Source organism: Streptomyces sp. NPDC086554 (assembly GCF_040686095.1).
Lineage (GTDB): Bacteria > Actinomycetota > Actinomycetes > Streptomycetales > Streptomycetaceae > Streptomyces.
Map to the genome: position 1 here is coordinate 21,568 of NZ_JBFBJK010000024.1, position 17,724 is coordinate 39,291.

Sequence of the window (17,724 nt, forward strand, 5' to 3'; positions counted from 1 at the left end):
CCAGGGACACGTAGACTTCAGGACATGGCGAGGAAGGAAACCGCGGCGGACGCCGCGAACCCCGGGCGACTCAAGCAGATCGCACTGACCTACAAGATGACCCGCAAGGCCGATCCGCGGATCGGGCTTGTCATCGCGGCTGTGGGAATCGTCACCTTCGGTGTCTTCCTCGCGATCGGCTTCGGGATCGGTCACCCGATCTATCTCGGCATTCTGGGCTTTGTGCTCGCCTTCCTCGCGATGGCGATCGTCTTCGGGCGCAGGGCCGAGCGTGCCGCCTTCGGGCAGATGGAAGGCCAGCCCGGTGCGGCGGCCGCGGTGCTCGACAAGATCGGCCGTGGCTGGACGACGACTCCGGCGGTGGCGATGAACCGCAGCCAGGACGTCGTGCACCGCACGGTCGGCAAGGCGGGCATCGTGCTCGTGGCCGAGGGCAACCCGAACCGGGTGAAGAGCCTGCTGGCCGCCGAGAAGAAGAAGATGGCGCGCGTCGTCTCGGACGTCCCGGTGCATGACGTCATCGTCGGCACCGGCGAGGGCGAGGTCCCGCTGAAGAAGCTGCGTACGACGCTTCTGAAGCTCCCCCGCGTCCTCCAGGGCCCGCAGGTCACGGCGACCAACGACCGGCTGCGCGCGATGGGCGACCTGATGAGCAACATGCCGCTGCCGAAGGGGCCGATGCCGAAGGGCATGCGGATGCCTCGCGGCGGACCGAAGATGCGCTGACTTTCCTTCCTGCTGCTTCCCCCTTCTTTTCTTTCTCCTACGTCGACGAAGGCCCCGGAACCAATTGGTTCCGGGGCCTTCGCCATGCCAGGCGTGGGGGCGGTGCTCAGCTCAGATCCGCACCTGGACCGCGCGGGCGAGGCGGTCGTGGAGGCCGCGGCCGTCGCGGTCCCAGATCAGGGCCGGGATGGCGACGCACAGCAGCAGGCTGCGGACCAGGACCCTGCCGATGCCGACTCGGCCGCCCTGCTCGGCGATGACGCGCAGCCTGAAGAGCGCCTTGCCCGGGGTGCAGCCGACCGTGCCGACGGTCAGCACGTTGAGCACGAAGAAGATGCCCAGGGCCCAGTTGCCCATCGCCTGCTGGTCACCGCGAGCGAACAGGCCGTATGCGATAACCATGCACAGGGCCCAGTCGACGGCGACGGCGCCGATGCGCCGGCCGGGCCGCGCGATCGAGCCCGGCCCCTCCTCCGGCAGGCCGAGCTGCTCGCCCCGGTAGCCGAAATCGACGCCCGCGTCCTCTGCCGCCGCACGCGGGCCGGACAGCCACGATCCGATTGCTTGCCTGTTGTCCACCCGACCACGGTACTGCGCCCGATTTCGTACGAGGACGGGCGGGGTAGGACGAATGGCGCCCGATGCAGACCCGGCCCGGTTAACTTCGGCGAAACAAATGGGTCATGCTTGAGAAATCCCCCGTCCCTATGGTCGGGTCCCAGCGTGTGCCACCGCACTGGCCGCACAACGAGCTGCAACCCCGTACCCACCTGGGGGCCGGGAGTAGGAGGAGTTGGATGTTCCAGAACGCCGACGACGCAAAGAAGTTCATCGCGGACGAGGACGTGAAGTTCGTAGATGTCCGGTTCTGCGACCTGCCCGGAGTGATGCAGCACTTCACCATCCCGGCAGCGGCGTTCGACCCGAACGAGGAGCTGGCCTTCGACGGTTCGTCGATCCGCGGCTTCCAGGCCATCCACGAGTCCGACATGGCGCTCCGCGCGGACCTGTCGACCGCCCGGGTCGACCCCTTCCGCCGCGACAAGACGGTCAACATCAACTTCTTCATCCACGACCCGATCACGGGCGAGCAGTACAGCCGTGACCCGCGGAACGTGGCGAAGAAGGCGGAGGCGTACCTGGCCTCGACGGGCATCGCCGACACCGCGTACTTCGGCCCCGAGGCCGAGTTCTACGTCTTCGACAACGTCCGCTTCCAGACGTCGGCGAACGAGAGCTTCTACCACATCGACTCCGAGGCCGGCGCCTGGAACACCGGTGCGGTCGAGAACAACCGCGGCTACAAGGTCCGCTACAAGGGCGGCTACTTCCCGGCCCCGCCGGTCGACCACTTCGCCGACCTGCGCGCGGAGATCTCTCTGGAGCTGGACAAGAACGGCCTCCAGGTCGAGCGCCAGCACCACGAGGTCGGCACGGCCGGCCAGGCGGAGATCAACTACAAGTTCAACACGCTGCTCGCCGCGGCCGACGACCTGATGCTCTTCAAGTACATCGTGAAGAACGTCGCCTGGCGCAACGACAAGACCGCGACCTTCATGCCGAAGCCGATCTTCGGTGACAACGGCTCGGGCATGCACGTCCACCAGTCGCTGTGGGCCAACGGCGACCCGCTGTTCTACGACGAGCAGGGCTACGCCGGTCTCTCGGACACCGCCCGCTACTACATCGGCGGCATCCTCAAGCACGCCCCGTCGCTGCTCGCCTTCACCAACCCGACGGTGAACTCGTACCACCGCCTGGTCCCGGGCTTCGAGGCCCCGGTCAACATGGTGTACTCGCAGCGCAACCGCTCCGCGGCGATGCGTATCCCGATCACGGGCTCGAACCCGAAGGCCAAGCGCGTCGAGTTCCGCGCGCCTGACCCGTCCTCGAACCCGTACCTGGCCTTCTCCGCGCTCCTCCTCGCGGGCCTGGACGGCGTCAAGAACAAGATCGAGCCGCCGGAGCCGATCGACAAGGACCTCTACGAGCTCGCCCCCGAGGAGCACGCGGGCGTCGCCCAGGTCCCGACCTCCCTCCCCGCGGTCCTCGACGCCCTCGAGGCGGACAACGAGTACCTGCAGGCGGGCGGCGTCTTCACGTCCGACCTGATCGAGACGTGGATCGACTACAAGCGCACGAACGAGATCGCCCCGATCCAGCTGCGGCCGCACCCGCACGAGTTCGAGCTGTACTTCGACATCTAAAGATCAGGTCTGGGCGACCTGGGCGGGGATACTGAAAACCTGCGTTGACCTGCGAAAAAACTGCTCAGCAGTGCTCGCTGTTCCCGCTTGTTTCCCGCTCTCTTGTGCACCGCGTGTGCACCGCCGGACCGATCCTCTGACGTAGCGTCAGTAACAGTGAGGCCGCCACTCCCATCGGGGTGGCGGCCTTGCTCTGTAGCGTGCGTCCCTACCGATCCTTGTCGTGTGCGGGCCATCAAGGAAAAGGGCGAGCTTCAACCCAGGCGCCGGTGACATTCTGTGTTGGTGGACATAGTCTTCCCCGACCAACTGGGTACGGTCGAACGAGAATCCCGTGCCGCTGCGCAAGCACTGATCGGACGTCTGAAGCTCACCGCACCTCATGCGCTGCCGCCGGAGCAACAGGATGTTGCCTTCATACCGGTGACCCGTGCGCAGTGGAAGTCCGTGCTGAAGGACGCCGACCTGCCCAGGCTTCAGCAGATAACCGACGAGACAGCGATGGAAATCCTGCTCCTGCGGACCGCCTCCGGCGCGACGGTCGGGAAGCGACTTCCAGAGTTGTTGCAGCGCCTCGGCAGGTCTGTTGTCGCCCTTAGCACCGTCGCGGGTGAGGTATCCCGGTTCAGTCCTTCCCGGACCAGCGCGGCTGAGCGACGCTTGGCTGCTGACCTGGCGCAAGCGAATCAATGCGAGGCCCAAGCACTGTTCGCCTGCCTCAAACAGGGGTGGCTGGAGTCCGCTTGGGCTCCGGTACAAAGGCATGCCCAAGCTTGCCCAAGCAATTGCGCGGGCCCTGGAGACGGCAACCAGGAATCATCATCAGGCCAGCGTTCCTGACGAGGACACCTACCGGCGAACGCTGGGACTGTCGGACGAGGAAATGAGTCACGGCTCGGGTGTAGCAGTACGGGCTCGTTTGCTGGCTGCCTGGGCGAAGAATCCAAAGAACCTCGATCGTCGGCTGCGCCGAAGCATGAAGCATTTGATCGACGACTCGCTACCGCTGACGGTGAAACTACTCAATCACCTAGCCATGCTCGCACTGTCCGACCGCCCTTTGGAGGCGCACCGCGCCACACTTCTATCGCGAGATCTGGTGGCGTCCCATCTCAAGTCGGAACCAGAGCTTACGTGTTCGGTGATGGCACGGCATGTCAGCCAAGAACGGGAGTTGCTGTCCTCCCACCGCGGACAGATCGCCTACCGCGATGCCTACAACCGGGCGGAGCACCATGAAGAGAAGGCGCGTGCGGCCTTGGACATGCATCGAGCCGCGCTCGAAGGCGACGTCAAGCGCACTGCCACTGTGGTATTGGAACTGCTGGGCAGGACAATCCCACAAGGGGCCTCTCTCTCGACCATACGAGACCTACTCGTGGCCCAGGGGGAACAGCCGCTGTGCAAATTGCTCGCTTCCACGATCCACTCCGATTGGCGCAACGCGAACGCACACGAGGAATTCCGCTGGGACCCCGTCGACGGCACGCTCCTTCTGGGCGGCCAGCCGACTGACCTGCAGGCGGTACTGGACGCTGTAATCCGAGCCCGCACCATCTGCCACGGGTTCGAGCACGGAGTCGCCGTGGCCTACGCGCAGAACGCATCCTTGATCAATTGGGGCGCGGAGGAGGCAACCTACGTCAGCCGAGACTTCGCCATACTTCAAGCCGCTGGAGAGGTCGGATTCTCAGTGCTGGACATTCGACGCCAAGGTAGTCTCGTGCGCTTGGACGTTCTCGATCTCTCCATCAACGATGTGCGAGAGGGACTGTCCTAAAGATTGTGTATGCCCCGGTGTGACCTAGATGGCATGAGACGTGGTCTCTGCCGGGAAGGATCACCATGGGGATCAAAGGCGGAAACCCCCGCGAGAGTGCGAACAATGTGCAGACGGGGGCGGAGTTGGCGAGACGGGCCGAGCTGGACCGCGAGATGGCCGAGCAGTTGGTGACCCGGGCCCGCGCCGAGGGGCTGAACCTGGTCGGGGAGAACGGGCTGTTGAAGGGGCTGGTGAAGCTGGTCCTGGAAGGCGCGCTGGAGGCGGAGATGAGCGAGCATCTCGGCTACGAGCGTGGTGATCGGGCCGGGGCGGGGTCGGGCAACTCCCGCAACGGCACCTCGAAGAAGAGGGTGCTGACCGATGTCGGGCCGGTCGATCTGGAGGTGCCGCGGGATCGGACGGGCAGCTTCGAGCCGCAGATCGTGCCCAAGCACACGCGGCGGGTGGAGGGCTTCGACGAGGCCATCGTGTCGCTGTATGCGAAGGGCCTGACCACGGGCGAGATCCAGGCTCATCTCGCGGAGATCTACGACATGGAGGTCTCCCGGGACCTGATCTCCCGGGCCACCGCCAAGGTCACCGCCGAACTCGATGCCTGGCGCCAGCGCCCGCTGGACCGCGTCTACGCGGTCGTCATGATCGACGCCATCGTCGTCAAAATCCGTGATGGCGCGGTCGCCAACCGTCCGTCTACATCGCCGTCGGTATCAGCCTCGAGGGCGAGCGCGACGTGCTGGGCATGTGGGTCGGCAGCGGCGGGGAAGGTGCCAAGACCTGGATGACCTGGCTGGCGGAGCTGAAGAACCGCGGCATCCAGGACGTCCTGATCGCTTGCTGTGACGGCCTGAAGGGCCTGCCCGAATCGATCCAGAACATCTGGCCGCTGGCCGATGTCCAGCTGTGTGTGGTCCACATGGTCCGCGCCAGCCTCCGCTTCGCCTCCACCAAGGACTGGTCGGTCCTGGCCAAGGAGCTCCGGCAGGTCTACACCGCCGTCAACGCGGACGCGGCCGAGGCCCGCTTCACCGAGTTCGAGGCCGAATGGGGCGACCGATACCCGGCCTTGATCGCGACCTGGCGCCGCAGCTGGGAACACTTCGTGGTCTTCCTCCGGTTCCCGCCTGAGATCCGCAAGGTCGTCTACACAACCAACATGATCGAGAGTCTCAACTCCCGCATCCGTCAGGCCACTCGGCGCCGCGGCCACTTCCCGACGGAGGAAGCCGCCCTGAAAGTGCTCTACCTCGTGATCAGAGACCGACGGCCCAACCAGCCGAACGTGACCGGCCAGACCCGCAACTGGAAGACGGCCATCAACACCCTCGCCGGCTTCTACGGCGACCGCGTCACCGACAACCAGTAGCACCCACACACGACCCAGAAGAAGCGTCAACACCAGGCCTACACAAAGGAAAAGACACTCCCGTGCGAGAGGCATTCCGCGCAATTCTTAGGGGATCCATAGCTGACCCTGGTGTCGAGCGTTGGGAGTTGCGGCAACGCTCACGTGGCCGGCCGCCACTATGCGTGGACAGCACGGGAATAGGAGCCGGGCTCCGAGTCTCGGAACCCCTATGGGAGACCGCCGACCCGCTCCCATTCGCTGAGCTCCCCCTGTTGGCAAACGCCATGACCAATGCAGGAGAGTCGGCCGAGACCGCAGCCTCATCGATTCTCTTTCTCGCTGCAGCCCATGTAACTGGAGAGCGAGACCGCTTGTCGCGCGCTCTTGCGCACGGGGATTCAGCCGCAAAGAAGGAACTGATCAGCACCACTAGGCTGATCAGCAGCGGCGCCAAGGCCGCAGCCGACCTGCTTGAGAACCAAGCCCGACGCAAGTTGCTGGCCTTTGCCGAAGTTCTGGCAGGAGAGTGCCACCGTCTGGATAACGCTCCCCTCTGGGACCTCGCCCGGAGCTTCGTACCTGCCGATCGGACCCTGCGCAGGCACGTACCTTGCCTGCCGTGGATTGCAGAAATCGAAGGCTGACCCAACCCTGGCTGGGTCGCCAAAGCCCTTGTATGACCCGCGTCCTCTCAGTCAAGGCGTTCCATCTCGATGGCGAGGGCGCCGAGGGCTTCCTTCTCTGGTGGGTAGATGGCGCGGATGTTGGCGAGCTGCTCATCGCGGATGGCACTGGGGTTCACCTTGGCGGGGCCCTCGCCGTCGAGGAGAGCCTCGAAGGACTCGTACTCGGCGACGCGCAAGACGCGGACGTCGCAGGTCTCCTCGGTGCCCTTGATGCGGAACCGGATGGTGTCGCCGGCTGCGAGGCCTTCCAGGTGTGGATACTTCACCCGCACCTCGATGGTCTTGGTGCCCGCAGCCACGAGCTCGAAATACTTGCGGTAGAGGTGGAGTTCGCGGACGCGGGCGGTGGTGTCGGTCATGGGGCGGGGACGCTCCTGGGTGCTGGTGCCGTCATCATGCGGCCGATCTCAGCGGCCGAGTACGAGCGGAAGAAGTGGCGGGGGTCGGACAGCAGGGTCTCGGTCAGGGTGAGCAGTTGCTCGGCGTACTGGGGCAACGAGCCGGGCCACTGCCGGGTGTCGAGCATCCAGGCGGTGGCACCGTCGGGCAAGGGCGTGTGGCCCTCGCGCATCAGGGACTTGGACAGCTTTGCGCCGGTGTCGGTGACGATCTGGGGGCAGAAGAGGCGGGCGGGGAGCTGGGCTCGGGTGAGGCCCACCGCTTGGAGGGCTTCGTCGACGAGGTGGGAGCCGAAGACCCAGTCGCCGCCCTTGACCATGACGTGGAGCGTGCCACGTGGGCTGGACAGGGCGAGTTCCTTGACGAGGTTGCGGTACAGAGTGGCCAGGTCCAGGTACGCGCCTGTGGTCGGCCTGATGGTCGTCTCGTAGGGGCCGTGGTGTAGGCAGACAGCAGTCACCCTTGCGGCGTCCGGGCCGACGAGGTACACCCGGGTGCGTTCGGCATGCTTCTCGGCCCAGCCGCAGCCGAGGTGCGGGCACGGGACGCGGATGTGCGGGGTGCCGGTGGAGGGAGCAAGCCACCAACGGGCGGCGTCGATGCGCGGCAGGACTTGTAACCAAGTGCGGCGGAAGTGCTCGCCGGCCTGCTGCTGGGTGTACGTCTCGACGCGGAATGGGATGCCCAGGCGCCGGGACAGCGCGGTGAACAGCGGCTCGTACAGGGCGGCGACGAGGTCGGTGAGGGCTTGATCGCCGAGGGCTTGGGCGTAGGCGCGCTGGTAGCGGTGGCCGGTCGCAGGGTCGGTGGCCAGGTCATACGGCGCGTTGTCGAGGGCGCTGAAGAGGACTTCCGCCGGCAGGCCGAACCGGGCGCGGAGACGGGCGGCCATGGCGAAGGCGAGGGACTGGACCAGCGAAGTGCCGAGGTGTGGGGCGCCGTTGATCTGGGTGCCGACGACGAGCACGATCCTTCCCCAAGCTCTCGGCTTCGCTCGAGCAGGGGAGGCCCCATTCGGCGGCCCGGCCAGGATGCGCGGGGTGAGGACGTCCTCGGCGTGGTGGAGGGCGTTGGCGAGCACGGTGTTCGGTGAGACGGGGTGCATGGTCACGGCGGATTCCCTTGCGTTGGGGAGCAGTTCACTCGGTCCGGGTGTGGCCGAAGAGGAGCCGTTGCTGATGCGTGGCGCGGTCGAGGTAGGCGTCGATCTCGGCGGGAGCGGCGGCGCGCGAGAGGGCGTCGAGGCCCAGCACGAGGGCGGCCGGTGTCTGCCGGCGCAGGAGCAGCGTCCAGGGCCTGCCTGCGGGTATGCGCTTGCGGTACGGGGTGCCGTCGAAGCGCAGGACGACGTCCGTCGGGCCGAGGGGGCGCAGGCGCGGGCCGATATCGGGTGGCGGGGCTGCGGCCGGGCCGAGGCCGAGTGCGGCGGCGACGGTGCGCATGCGCTGCTCGGTGATCACGGGCGTCTCGTACGGGCTGCGGGGTGGCTGCGGCACAAGGAGCAGGCAGCACAGCGTGGCGCCGGTCGGGTCTGTGTCCAGCCAGGTAGCCGTGGCCAGGGAGGCGATCAATCCAGCGGACAGGGCGTATGGCTCGGCGGCGCGGGCGGGGATCAACATGTGGTCACCACCAGGTCCTTGAAGGCCACCCAGACGCGTTTGCCTGGACCTTCGCGGGACGCAACGCCCCAGCGTCGGCGACGGCGGAGACCAGGAACAGGCCGCGTCCGTCATCGCTGGTGTCCTGGACTTGGCGTTGCCTGGGCATGCCGTCGCCGCCGTCGTGGACTTCGATGAGCAACTGGGCGTCGTGGAATTCGATGCGCACGCGGATTACGTCGTCGGTAGACGTCCCATGCAGCAGGGCGTTCGTCACCAGTTCCGATGTGCAGAGCCGGACGTCGTCGAGGCGTTCGCCGCAGCCCCACTGGGTAAGGGTCTCGGCGACGAACTCACGGGCAACGCGTGCGGTGGTCTTGCGTCGGCCGAAGAGCATGGTGCGCTGCGTCGCGGCGCCTGCGGCGTGATCCGGCTCGGCCGCCTTTGGCTCATCGCGTGGTCTGCTGGGCATGTCCAACAGCCAACCGCCGTCGCTCGTTTGGGTCGGGAGCCAGCGCGGGGGCCAAGCCGGGGGCCACTATGGGGGCCAGAACCACCTGCTCCGGGGAAATGGGATGGGCGACACGGGTATCGGTGCCTTGCTCCTTGGTCTCCGCATAGAGCGCGGCTGGACCCAGCAGAAGGTCGCCGACACATACAACGCCCTGGAGGGGCGTGCGGCGATGACCGGCAAGGAGGTCGGGCGCTACGAGCGTGAAGCGCGCATCCCGGTCCCCTACACCCGAGGTCACTTGGCCCAGGTCTTCGCGGTCGAGGTGGGCGTCCTCGACCGCGCTGTCGCGGTCACCAGGCGACGTGGCGATGGGGACGGAGCGGAGGGCGCGGACGGTCTGGTGGTGCCGAGCCCGGCCGAGCGGTCCGTGGCCGGCGCCGTGTCGGCGGACGCCTCGTCGTCGGCCGAGTTCGCCAGGTTCATCGCGCAGCGCAACGCCGACGAGCTGGTCGTCAAGCAGCTGGAGGCCGATGTGGCGCGGCTGGCGCACTCGTACGTCAGCCACCCCCTGCTGGAGCTATACGTCGAGATCAAGCAGTTACGGGATGGCGTCTTCAAGCTGCTGCGCGGGCGTCAACGGCCTCGGCAGACCAGTGACTTGTACGTCTCGGCCTCCAGGCTGTGCGGGCTATGTGCCCACGTCTGCCTGGATCTGGGGCATTACGACTCGGCGGCCACCCATGCCCGTGCCGCCCGTGCGTGCGCCGAGGCGGCCGGGCACGAGGCAATGCTGGCCTGGGTGCGGGCGGTGGAGTCGCTTATCGCCTACTGGACGGGGCGCTACGAGCAGGCGGCCGACCTCGCTCAGGCGGGGCGCCAGCACCGAGCGGGCGGAAGCATCGGCGCCCGGCTCGCAAGCCTGGAGGCGCGTTCACTGGCGATAGCAGGTGACGGGGCGGGCGCCGCAATCGCCTTGGCGGCCGCGGAGCGCTCCCGCGAAGGAACGCTCGGGCACGACGACGCCCCGGGAGTCTTCGCCGTTCCCGCCGCCAAGCAGTTCGCGTATGCCAGTACGACGCACCTGGCCATCGGCGGTCGCGCCCACGTCCAGCAGGCAATCGCCAGCACTGACACGGCGATCCGGCTCTACCGCGGCGCCGAGGCCGACGACCAGTCGGTCGGCGACCTCTTCGCGGCCCATCTCGACCTTGCCCGTGGCCACATGCTCTTGGACGACCTCGACGGCACCGAGGCGATGGCCGGCTTCGTGCTCGAGGCGCCACTGGAGAGGCTGTCGGCGAGCATCGTTCGGAGGTTGGTTGATCTCTGCCGGGAGCTGGGCGGGCGGCAGTACGGTGGGACCGTGCAGGTGACCCAGCTGTGCGAGCGCATCCAGCACACGGCCGTCCTCGCGGCCTCTCCCGCTGCCCGTCCACCGGAGCTGCCGACGTGACCGACCTCTCCGCCGCCCACGACGCCGCTGTCACCGACCGCGCCCGCCTCGCCGGGAGCGCCTATAACGGGGATCGGGACCTCGCTGCCCGGCAGTCTCTCTATCAGTGGCAGACGCCGCGCCATGACCTGCCGGGCATCGTCACCGAGCAGCTGGGAGATGTGCGTGGGCGGGTCGTCGATGTCGGTTGCGGGAACGGCAAGTTCATCAAGCGGCTGCGTCAGGACCGGCCCGATCTCGAACTGCTGGGTCTGGACATTGCGCCCGGCATCCTCACCGACGTACCCGGAGCCGTCGCGGTGGCGGACGTGGCCAGGCTTCCGCTCTCCACGTCGGGTGTCGATGCCGCCTTGGCGCTGCACATGCTCTACCACGCGCCAGACATCCCTCAGGCTGTGCGCGAGCTTTCTCGCGTCGTCACCACCGACGGCCTGCTGATCGCCTCCACCAACAGCGACCGCGACAAGGCCGAGCTGGACGAGCTGTGGATGCGCGCGGCCGGTGACGTCCTTGGCACCGACCGCGGCCCCGCGCGCATCTCGCTCAGCGCCCGGTTCTCCCTGGAGAAGGCGCCAGCCTTTCTCGGAGAGGAGTTCGGCCGCGTCGAGTCGATCGAACTGCCCGGCATCATCAATGTCCGCGACGCCGGACCCGTGGTCGCGCACGTGGCCTCGTACCAGGCATGGGCGGACCAGCACGACGTACCCTTCAAAACCACGATCGAGCGGGCCCGCACCATCGTGGACGAGCACATCGCCCGGCATGGGGCGTTCGAGATCCACTGCCTTGGCGGCATCCTCGTCTGCCGTCGCTAGTGCCGTGACCGCGAAGGTTCACCGGGTTGGTACGGGGGACCCAGCCACGTCAGTTGAAGACGACTGGGCAACAATGCAGCCATGACTGACCAGGCCCGGACCACCGTCCGCCCGCTTCTGCGCCGCCCCCAGGACGGCGAACTCATCGACGTCGCCGGTGTCAAGCACTTCTTCCGGCTTACCGGCGAGCACACTGGCGGGCACTTCGCTTTCGAGGAGTTCAGCCTTGCCCCCGGCACCATTGGCGCCCGGCCGCACGTGCACGACGGACACGACGAGTACTTCTACGTTCTCGAGGGCGAGCTGACACTCCACACCGGAGACGGCGAGGTCACAGCCGGCGCCGGGCACCTGCTCGCCGCCACCCGCGGCACCCCGCACGGCTTCCGGAACGCGGGCCCGGTCCCCGCGCGCGCCCTGTGTCTCTACACTCCCGCCGGCTACGAAAACTACTTTCGTGACGTCCACGCCGCCGTGAGCGCCGGGGCCGAGGCGACCGACGACCTCCTGGCCGAGTTCCGCAGCCGTTACCGCACCAGCTCCTACCAGGCCACCCCGGACGCACCGCAGTAGCTCGCCCGACCGCAACGCGAGTACCAACCCGGTGAACCTCCACGGTCACGGCACTAGCGACGGCGAGCGCGTTCCTCATGGTGCCTGTGCGGCGGGGTGGAAACGGGCTGCGGTGCTGACGTATCCGCTGCAGTACGGCTCCTGCTTTGTGCGCGTGCTGCCTGTGCGCGCTTGTTCGGCTGAGCAGTGATGCGCCAGTTGAGGACCTCGGCAGGGCGCTCGGCAGAGTCGAGCTCGCGGCTGGCCGCCACCTCGGTAAGTAGCCGCCGGGTGTTGTGGCCGGCGGATTCCGCTCGGGCGAGGGTGGTGGCCAAGGCCGGCCAGGCGGGGTCGGCCAGAATGCGTTCGGCATGGTCGGGGACAGCTCGGCGGACAGCGGCCTGCAGGTGCTCGACGAGACGACCGTCGGGCTGATCTTCACGCACCTGTCATCGATCCTGGCCATGGCCGTGGACGACGACCTGATCGCCAAGAATCCTTGCGATACCGGTTCGGTGAAGCGCGTGAAGCCCCGACGGTCGAAGAAGGCCGCGAAGGACGTACTGCTGTCGTGGGAGCAGAGGCCCTGCTCCTGCGACCGGCCAATGGAGCGCAGCGGCCGAATCTGGTCGGCGTGTGGCGCTCCACCTCCCCTTGCCACCATTGCGATGACATGATCGCGTGGTTCCCTGGGCCCAACGGCCGGCAGAGGTCGTGCCAGTCGGGGGCAGAGGATCTTGCGCAACCCGCCATCGTGCCGAGCCGACGGTGATGGAATGAGCTATGTCCACACCCCCAGCTCAATGGCCGCCAACAGCCCAGCAGTTATGGCACGCGATGCGGGCGGGGCTGGCTTTGGACCTCTCCGCCCCTACGTCCGAGAGCACGACCGGGCAGGACCGGGAAGTAGCTGCAGCAGCCATCGCCCAGCTCCTGCTACAGCCTCCGCTTCCGGAACCTGGTGCAGTGCTACGACTGCATTTGATCGGCGCCACGATCACGGGAAGCCTTCAGCTGTCGCACGCGAGAGTTGAGATACCTGTGACCTTCGTCAACTGTCATTTCGACAGCCCGATCGATCTGAGCGACTCTTCGCTCTGCTCTGTTGACCTTACTGGCGCCACACTTTCGGCCTTGAATGCAAACAGAGCAAAGATTGAGGGCGATCTGAAGCTTTCCCGAATGACCAGCGGAGCCGTATCTCTGTTCAGATCGGACATCAGCGGTGACGTGTGGCTCAATGGTGCCGAGTTGGTCAGCGAGGATGCAGGGTACGCCTTGCGCGCTCCCCAACTACGCGTCGGCGGTGGGCTGTACGCGCGGGCCATCAACGCCGCGGGCGGGATCAACCTCTGGGGGGCTCAGGTCTTCACCCTTGAGGTGATCAAAGGGTGTCTGAGCAGCACAACTCATGCGGCCCTTCGCTGCGACGGCCTCCGTATCGCCCAGGACCTTCACTGCACGGAACTGTCCGTCGACGGGGGTGGAATCTCCCTCTTCGGGGCAACAGTCGGCGGCCAATGCTGGCTCAACAAGGCTGAGATACGCAGCCATAGCGGGTGGGCTGTGAATGCCCCTTCAGTAGCGATTGGCGGAGGTATCTACGGCAACGGCATGAAGACTCAAGGTGGGGTCAATCTCTTCGCCGCCAGCGTCGGCGAATCAATTGAACTCTCCGGATGCGCTCTCACTGCACAAGGCGATCACGCACTACGCGCCCCAGGAGCGCACGTTGAAGCAAACCTCAACTTGGGTGACGGAGCGACCTTCACGGGCTCCGTCACCCTGCCACGCACCACGATCAAGGGCACCCTGCGCTTGTCTACTTCTACGTTCTCCGACGCGTCGAACATCGATTTGCAACATGCAGTCCTGGGCGTCCTGGACATGACTTCTACCAGCACCCGGCCCTCCTCGTACGACCTTCGCGCCGCAACCATCGGGCGTATCAACGATTCCCCCGCCGCTTGGCCGTCGCGAATCGAGCTGGACGGATTGACCTATCAAGACCTCCGCCCCCTGCTCCCGGCCGCCCAACGTCTGGCATGGCTTGATCGCAACAGTGAGTACAGCCCTCTCGCGTACGAGCGCTTGGCCACCTACTACCGACAGCGCGGCCATGACGACGATGCCCAAGCCGTGCAGCTGGCCCGCCACCGAAGGCGGCGCACCTCCGCACAACTGCCCGCCCGGCTCTGGGGATACTTCGAAGACCTCACCGTTGGCTACGGCTACCGCCCGGGACGCGCTCTCGGATGGCTCTTCGCCCTCACGGCACTTGCCGCCATCACCTTCGCGGCAGTACCACCACGGCCCGTCCGCGCCAACGGTCCGGCCTTCCAGCCCGTCGCGTTCGCACTCGACGTCATCCTGCCCATCCTGGACCTCGGCCAGGAGAAGGCATTCACGCCCACCGGCAACACTGCATGGGTCGCCTGGGCAAGTGCGATAGCCGGTTGGCTCCTGGCCACCACCGTCATTGCCGGCCTCACCCGGCGCCTTTCCCGCTCCGGACACTGAACCCCGCGAGATGTGCACCGGATGTGCACCGGTCCCGGCAAGTGCGACTGATCGCTGCAGGTCAGAGCATTATCCAAGCTGTACTTCGACATCTAAGCCGCTGGGTCGTGACCTGCGGAAATCAGTGAGGGCCGCCGCCTTGGTACGAGGTGGCGGCCCTCACTGCTCTGCCGGAAGCTCGGCCCCGTTCTGCGTGGCCGTGCGGGCGGTCCGCAGTTCGGTGATGGATCGGTGTACCTCCGCGTCGACCAGGTCGTGGTTGAGTGCGAAGGCCGCTGCCGCGCCCATGCCCGCGGCGGAGATCACCAGCGATCGCGAGTCGCCGACGTTGCCGACGGCCCAGATGCCCGGGACGCTGGTGCGCCCCGCGCTGTCCGTCGTCATAAAGCCGGCCTCGTTGCGGTCGCAGCCGAGACCGTCGAGGACGCCGTCGTTCGGGACCATCCGAGGGAAGAGGAAGGCGACCTCGCACGGCACCACGGTCCCGTTCGCGAGCTCCACACCGTGCAACCGGTCGTCCTTGGTCACCACCTGGACGATCGCACCGGCGGCGGCGATCCGCACCCCGCGGGCGTCCAGGCGTTCGCGGTCGTCGTCCGTGAGCGGGCGGGTGCCCGGGACGTAGACGATGTCTTCGGACCACTGCCGCACGAGCAGTGCCTGGTTGACCGAGTTCGGGTGCGTGCCGAGCACCGCGAAGGGGCGGTCCCTGACCTCGTATCCATGGCAGTACGGGCAGTGCAGCACATCCCGTCCCCATCGCTCCCGTATGCCGGGGATCTCCGGCAGTTCGTCGCGCAGTCCGGTCGCCAGCACCACGTGCCGGGTGCGCAGGACCGGCCCGCCCGCCAGTTGGAGGGAGAAGGAGCGGGGTTCGGGCTGCACGGTTTCCGCCTTTCCCTCGATCAAGTGGACCCCGTATCCGGATACTTCCGCACGGCCGACATCCAGCAGCGCCGCGGGGGGCATGCCGTCGCGGGAGAGGAAGCCCTGCATGTGTGCGGCGGGGGCGTTGCGTGGCTCCCCGGCGTCGATCACGGCCACCTTGCGGCGGGCGCGGCCCAGTACGAGAGCGGCGCTGAGGCCACTTGCGCCGCCCCCGATGACGACTGCGTCGTACATGTCCTGCCCGCTCGCCTGCCCGTTCTTCTGCGTGTCGCTCATGGCGATCACCTCCTGGGCACAGGCTGCGCCGGCCGTACCCCAGTCGGCCATTTCTGTTGCCGATTCCGGGACAGTCCGTTGCGCGTCAGCGCCGAGGGGATCGGAAGTGGATGCGCTCGCCCTGTTTCCCGAAGAGGCTGAGCACCTCGACGCTGCCCTGGCCGGCCGCGCCGAACCAGTGCGGGATGTTGCAGTCGAACTCGGCCGCCTCGCCGGCTCCGATGACCAAGTCGCCGTCGCCCAGTCTTACGCGCAGCCGCCCGCGGAGCACGTAGAGCCATTCGTGGCCCGCGTGGGTGCGCGGATGGGGTTCGGTGTCGTGCGCCGGAATCGTCAACTTGTAGGCACGTGGCTCCGCTTGCTGCCGTGACAGCGGGATCAGCACGCGGCCGTCCTTCCTTGTGGGCTGTTGCGGCACGCGCGGATCGAGGATCCGTGGTGCGGCGACGATCTCGTCGAGCGGGGTGCCGAGGGCCGCGGTGATCGGCAGGAGGAGTTCGAGGCTCGGCTTTCGCTGAGCGGATTCCAGTCGGGACAGCGTGCTGGTCGAGATGCCCGTGACGCGGGCGAGGTCGGCCAGGCTGATGTCCTTCTTCTCGCGGGCGCGTCGCAGGCGGGGGGCGATCTGCTCGATCACGGCATCGACGCTCGGTTGCTGGTCCATGGTCGGCAGGGAACCAGCATGTCCCGGAAACGGCAACGGTTTTTGTCGGGGGCGGGGGGATCTCCCGATCCTGTGGGCGCCGAGGTGATCCGGATGGTCACCACGACTACGGACTCTACGACGAGGGTGGGCATCAATGGTCAGCACCGAACCGATGACGTCCCGGAGCACTGGTTCCGGGCTTCTGCCCGCAGGCGTGTACCTGCTGGGCTTCAGCCTGTTCGCCATGGGAAGCGCGGAGTTCCTGCTCGCGGGTGTACTGCCCGCCGTCGCCGACGACTTGGACGTTTCGCTGTCCTCCGCCGGGCTGCTCATCACCGCGTTCGCCGTCGGTGTCGTGGCCGGAGGGCCGCCGTTCGCCGTGCTCAGCCTGCGCTGGCCGCGCCGCACCGCGCTGGTGGCCACCCAGGCCGTCTTCGCGGCCGGGGTGGCCGCCGGGCTGCTCGGCGGCTACGAGGTTCTGCTGATCTCCCGGGTCGTGTCGGGCATCGCCTACGCGGGGTTCTTCGCCGTCGCGTCCGTGACCGCGATCAGCCTGGTGACGCCGGACCGCAATGCCCGCGCCTCCGGAGTCGTGGTCAGCGGCCTCAGCCTGGCGATGGTCGCCGGCGGTCCTGCGGGCACACTGCTGAGCCACTTCACCGACTGGCGCGGCGGCTTCTGGGCCGTCGTCGCCCTGACGGTCGCCGGGATGGCCGGCTGTCTGCTCGGGTTGCCCGCCACCACCGGATCGGACCGCCCCTCGGCGGCCGTCGCGCCGCGTGTGTCCGCCGAGTTGGCCACGATGCGCAGGCCCGCGCTCTGGAGCATGTACGCGATCACTGTCCTGACCACCGCGGCGTACATGATCTCGTTCAACTATCTGGCGGCGATGCTCACGGACATCACCGCCCTTCCCGAGGTCTGGGTCCCGGCGATCCTCGCGCTGTTCGGAATCGGCTCCTTTGTAGGTCTGTCCATCGGCGGGCGTGTCTCCGACCGGCGCCCCCACCTTGCGCTGCTCACCGGCGCGTCCGCGATCGTGCTCCTGTCGGTCGTGCTGGTCGTGGCGGTCGAGGAGGTCTGGGCCGTGGTGCCGACCGTGTTCCTGCTCGGTGTCGCCGCGTTCGTGCTGAACCCCGCGATCTACGGGCGCGTCTTCGCCATCGCGGCCGATGCCCCGACCCTTGCCGGCGCCACCACCGTGTCGGCGTTCCAGCTGGGCATCAGCATCACCCCCGTCCTGGCAGCCGCCGCATTCGCCCAAGGCGCCTCGCTCACCTCGGTCAGCTGGATCGGAGCCGCCCTCGCCGTGGCCGCTGTTCCGCTCGTCCTCCTCGACCGGGCGCGCCGGACCGGCTGAGGCTGGGGGGCTGTGG

Annotated in this window: 18 protein-coding genes and 2 pseudogenes; 12 read left to right on the plus strand and 8 right to left on the minus strand. The window is 67.3% G+C overall.

Annotated elements, in window-relative coordinates:
* The first annotated feature begins 24 nt into the window (after window positions 1-24).
* Window positions 25-726 (plus strand): DUF4191 domain-containing protein, encoded by a 702-nt coding sequence (locus tag AB0O76_RS32985; protein WP_360763057.1) that lies wholly within the window; start codon window positions 25-27, stop codon window positions 724-726.
* Between the two features lie 111 nt (window positions 727-837).
* On the opposite strand, the gene AB0O76_RS32990 is transcribed toward AB0O76_RS32985, so the two are convergent.
* Window positions 838-1,305, minus strand: coding sequence for an RDD family protein (locus AB0O76_RS32990; protein ID WP_365498816.1), 468 nt, complete (start codon window positions 1,303-1,305; stop codon window positions 838-840).
* Between the two features lie 218 nt (window positions 1,306-1,523).
* Between AB0O76_RS32990 and glnA the strand changes: the two genes are divergently transcribed.
* The 5 genes and pseudogenes from glnA to AB0O76_RS33015 all read left to right on the plus strand — a co-directional run bounded on the left by glnA (window position 1,524) and on the right by AB0O76_RS33015 (window position 6,705).
* Window positions 1,524-2,933 (plus strand): type I glutamate--ammonia ligase, encoded by a 1,410-nt coding sequence (glnA, locus tag AB0O76_RS32995; protein ID WP_360763051.1) that lies wholly within the window; start codon window positions 1,524-1,526, stop codon window positions 2,931-2,933.
* 285 nt (window positions 2,934-3,218) lie between these two features.
* Window positions 3,219-3,773 carry a hypothetical protein gene (locus AB0O76_RS33000; protein ID WP_365498819.1) on the plus strand — a complete coding sequence of 185 codons (555 nt, stop codon included), beginning with the start codon at window positions 3,219-3,221 and terminating at the stop codon, window positions 3,771-3,773.
* Entirely contained in the window at window positions 3,697-4,713 is a 1,017-nt protein-coding gene (locus AB0O76_RS33005) for a hypothetical protein (protein WP_365498822.1), read from the plus strand. The genes AB0O76_RS33000 and AB0O76_RS33005 overlap by 77 nt, the downstream gene beginning before the upstream one ends.
* 155 nt (window positions 4,714-4,868) lie before the next feature.
* Window positions 4,869-6,079 (plus strand): annotated as a pseudogene (locus tag AB0O76_RS33010) (IS256 family transposase).
* Window positions 6,080-6,345: 266 nt separating this feature from the next.
* Complete coding sequence (locus AB0O76_RS33015; RefSeq protein ID WP_365498825.1) at window positions 6,346-6,705, plus strand: hypothetical protein; 360 nt, start codon at window positions 6,346-6,348, stop codon at window positions 6,703-6,705.
* 47 nt (window positions 6,706-6,752) lie between these two features.
* Here the strand turns inward: AB0O76_RS33015 and AB0O76_RS33020 are convergent, their stop codons facing one another.
* From AB0O76_RS33020 to AB0O76_RS33035, 4 genes are read right to left on the minus strand one after another with little or no spacing between them, the layout of a single operon-like run.
* The gene (locus AB0O76_RS33020; RefSeq protein WP_365498828.1) at window positions 6,753-7,106 is read right to left on the minus strand and encodes an ASCH domain-containing protein; all 354 of its coding nucleotides are present in this window, start codon (window positions 7,104-7,106) and stop codon (window positions 6,753-6,755) included.
* A complete protein-coding gene (locus AB0O76_RS33025) occupies window positions 7,103-8,257 on the minus strand; it encodes a hypothetical protein (protein WP_365498831.1) in 1,155 nt (384 codons plus the stop codon). The genes AB0O76_RS33020 and AB0O76_RS33025 overlap by 4 nt, the downstream gene beginning before the upstream one ends.
* A 28-nt stretch (window positions 8,258-8,285) precedes the next feature.
* Window positions 8,286-8,765: a hypothetical protein gene (locus AB0O76_RS33030; RefSeq protein ID WP_365498833.1), complete on the minus strand. Its 480-nt coding sequence runs from the start codon at window positions 8,763-8,765 to the stop codon at window positions 8,286-8,288.
* A 4-nt stretch (window positions 8,766-8,769) separates the two neighbouring features.
* A complete protein-coding gene (locus tag AB0O76_RS33035) occupies window positions 8,770-9,216 on the minus strand; it encodes an ATP-binding protein (RefSeq protein ID WP_365498836.1) in 447 nt (148 codons plus the stop codon).
* A gap of 103 nt (window positions 9,217-9,319) precedes the next feature.
* Here AB0O76_RS33035 and AB0O76_RS33040 point away from each other — a divergent pair, with 103 nt between their 5' ends.
* From AB0O76_RS33040 to AB0O76_RS33050, 3 genes are all read left to right on the plus strand, one after another.
* Window positions 9,320-10,651, plus strand: coding sequence for an XRE family transcriptional regulator (locus AB0O76_RS33040; RefSeq protein WP_365498839.1), 1,332 nt, complete (start codon window positions 9,320-9,322; stop codon window positions 10,649-10,651).
* On the plus strand, window positions 10,648-11,466 hold the full coding sequence (locus tag AB0O76_RS33045) for a class I SAM-dependent methyltransferase (RefSeq protein WP_365498842.1): 819 nt from the start codon (window positions 10,648-10,650) through the stop codon (window positions 11,464-11,466). The genes AB0O76_RS33040 and AB0O76_RS33045 overlap by 4 nt, the downstream gene beginning before the upstream one ends.
* 81 nt (window positions 11,467-11,547) lie before the next feature.
* Entirely contained in the window at window positions 11,548-12,039 is a 492-nt protein-coding gene (locus AB0O76_RS33050) for a cupin domain-containing protein (protein WP_365498845.1), read from the plus strand.
* A gap of 53 nt (window positions 12,040-12,092) precedes the next feature.
* On the opposite strand, the pseudogene AB0O76_RS33055 reads toward AB0O76_RS33050, so the two are convergent.
* Window positions 12,093-12,413 (minus strand): annotated as a pseudogene (locus AB0O76_RS33055) (mobilization protein); the annotation flags it as partial.
* Between AB0O76_RS33055 and AB0O76_RS33060 the strand changes: the two are divergent.
* Window positions 12,390-12,695, plus strand: coding sequence for a hypothetical protein (locus tag AB0O76_RS33060; protein WP_365499159.1), 306 nt, complete (start codon window positions 12,390-12,392; stop codon window positions 12,693-12,695). The pseudogene AB0O76_RS33055 and the gene AB0O76_RS33060 overlap by 24 nt on opposite strands.
* 364 nt (window positions 12,696-13,059) lie before the next feature.
* Window positions 13,060-14,538, plus strand: a complete 1,479-nt coding sequence (locus tag AB0O76_RS33065; protein WP_365498848.1) for a hypothetical protein — start codon at window positions 13,060-13,062, stop codon at window positions 14,536-14,538.
* 159 nt (window positions 14,539-14,697) lie between these two features.
* Here the strand turns inward: AB0O76_RS33065 and AB0O76_RS33070 are convergent, their stop codons facing one another.
* Both AB0O76_RS33070 and AB0O76_RS33075 read right to left on the minus strand, forming a co-directional pair.
* Entirely contained in the window at window positions 14,698-15,702 is a 1,005-nt protein-coding gene (locus AB0O76_RS33070) for an NAD(P)/FAD-dependent oxidoreductase (protein WP_365498851.1), read from the minus strand.
* Between the two features lie 85 nt (window positions 15,703-15,787).
* The gene (locus AB0O76_RS33075; protein ID WP_365498854.1) at window positions 15,788-16,366 is read right to left on the minus strand and encodes an XRE family transcriptional regulator; all 579 of its coding nucleotides are present in this window, start codon (window positions 16,364-16,366) and stop codon (window positions 15,788-15,790) included.
* Window positions 16,367-16,502: 136 nt separating this feature from the next.
* On the opposite strand from AB0O76_RS33075, the gene AB0O76_RS33080 reads away from it, so the two are divergent.
* Window positions 16,503-17,708: an MFS transporter gene (locus tag AB0O76_RS33080; RefSeq protein ID WP_365498857.1), complete on the plus strand. Its 1,206-nt coding sequence runs from the start codon at window positions 16,503-16,505 to the stop codon at window positions 17,706-17,708.
* The last annotated feature ends 16 nt before the right edge of the window (window positions 17,709-17,724 follow it).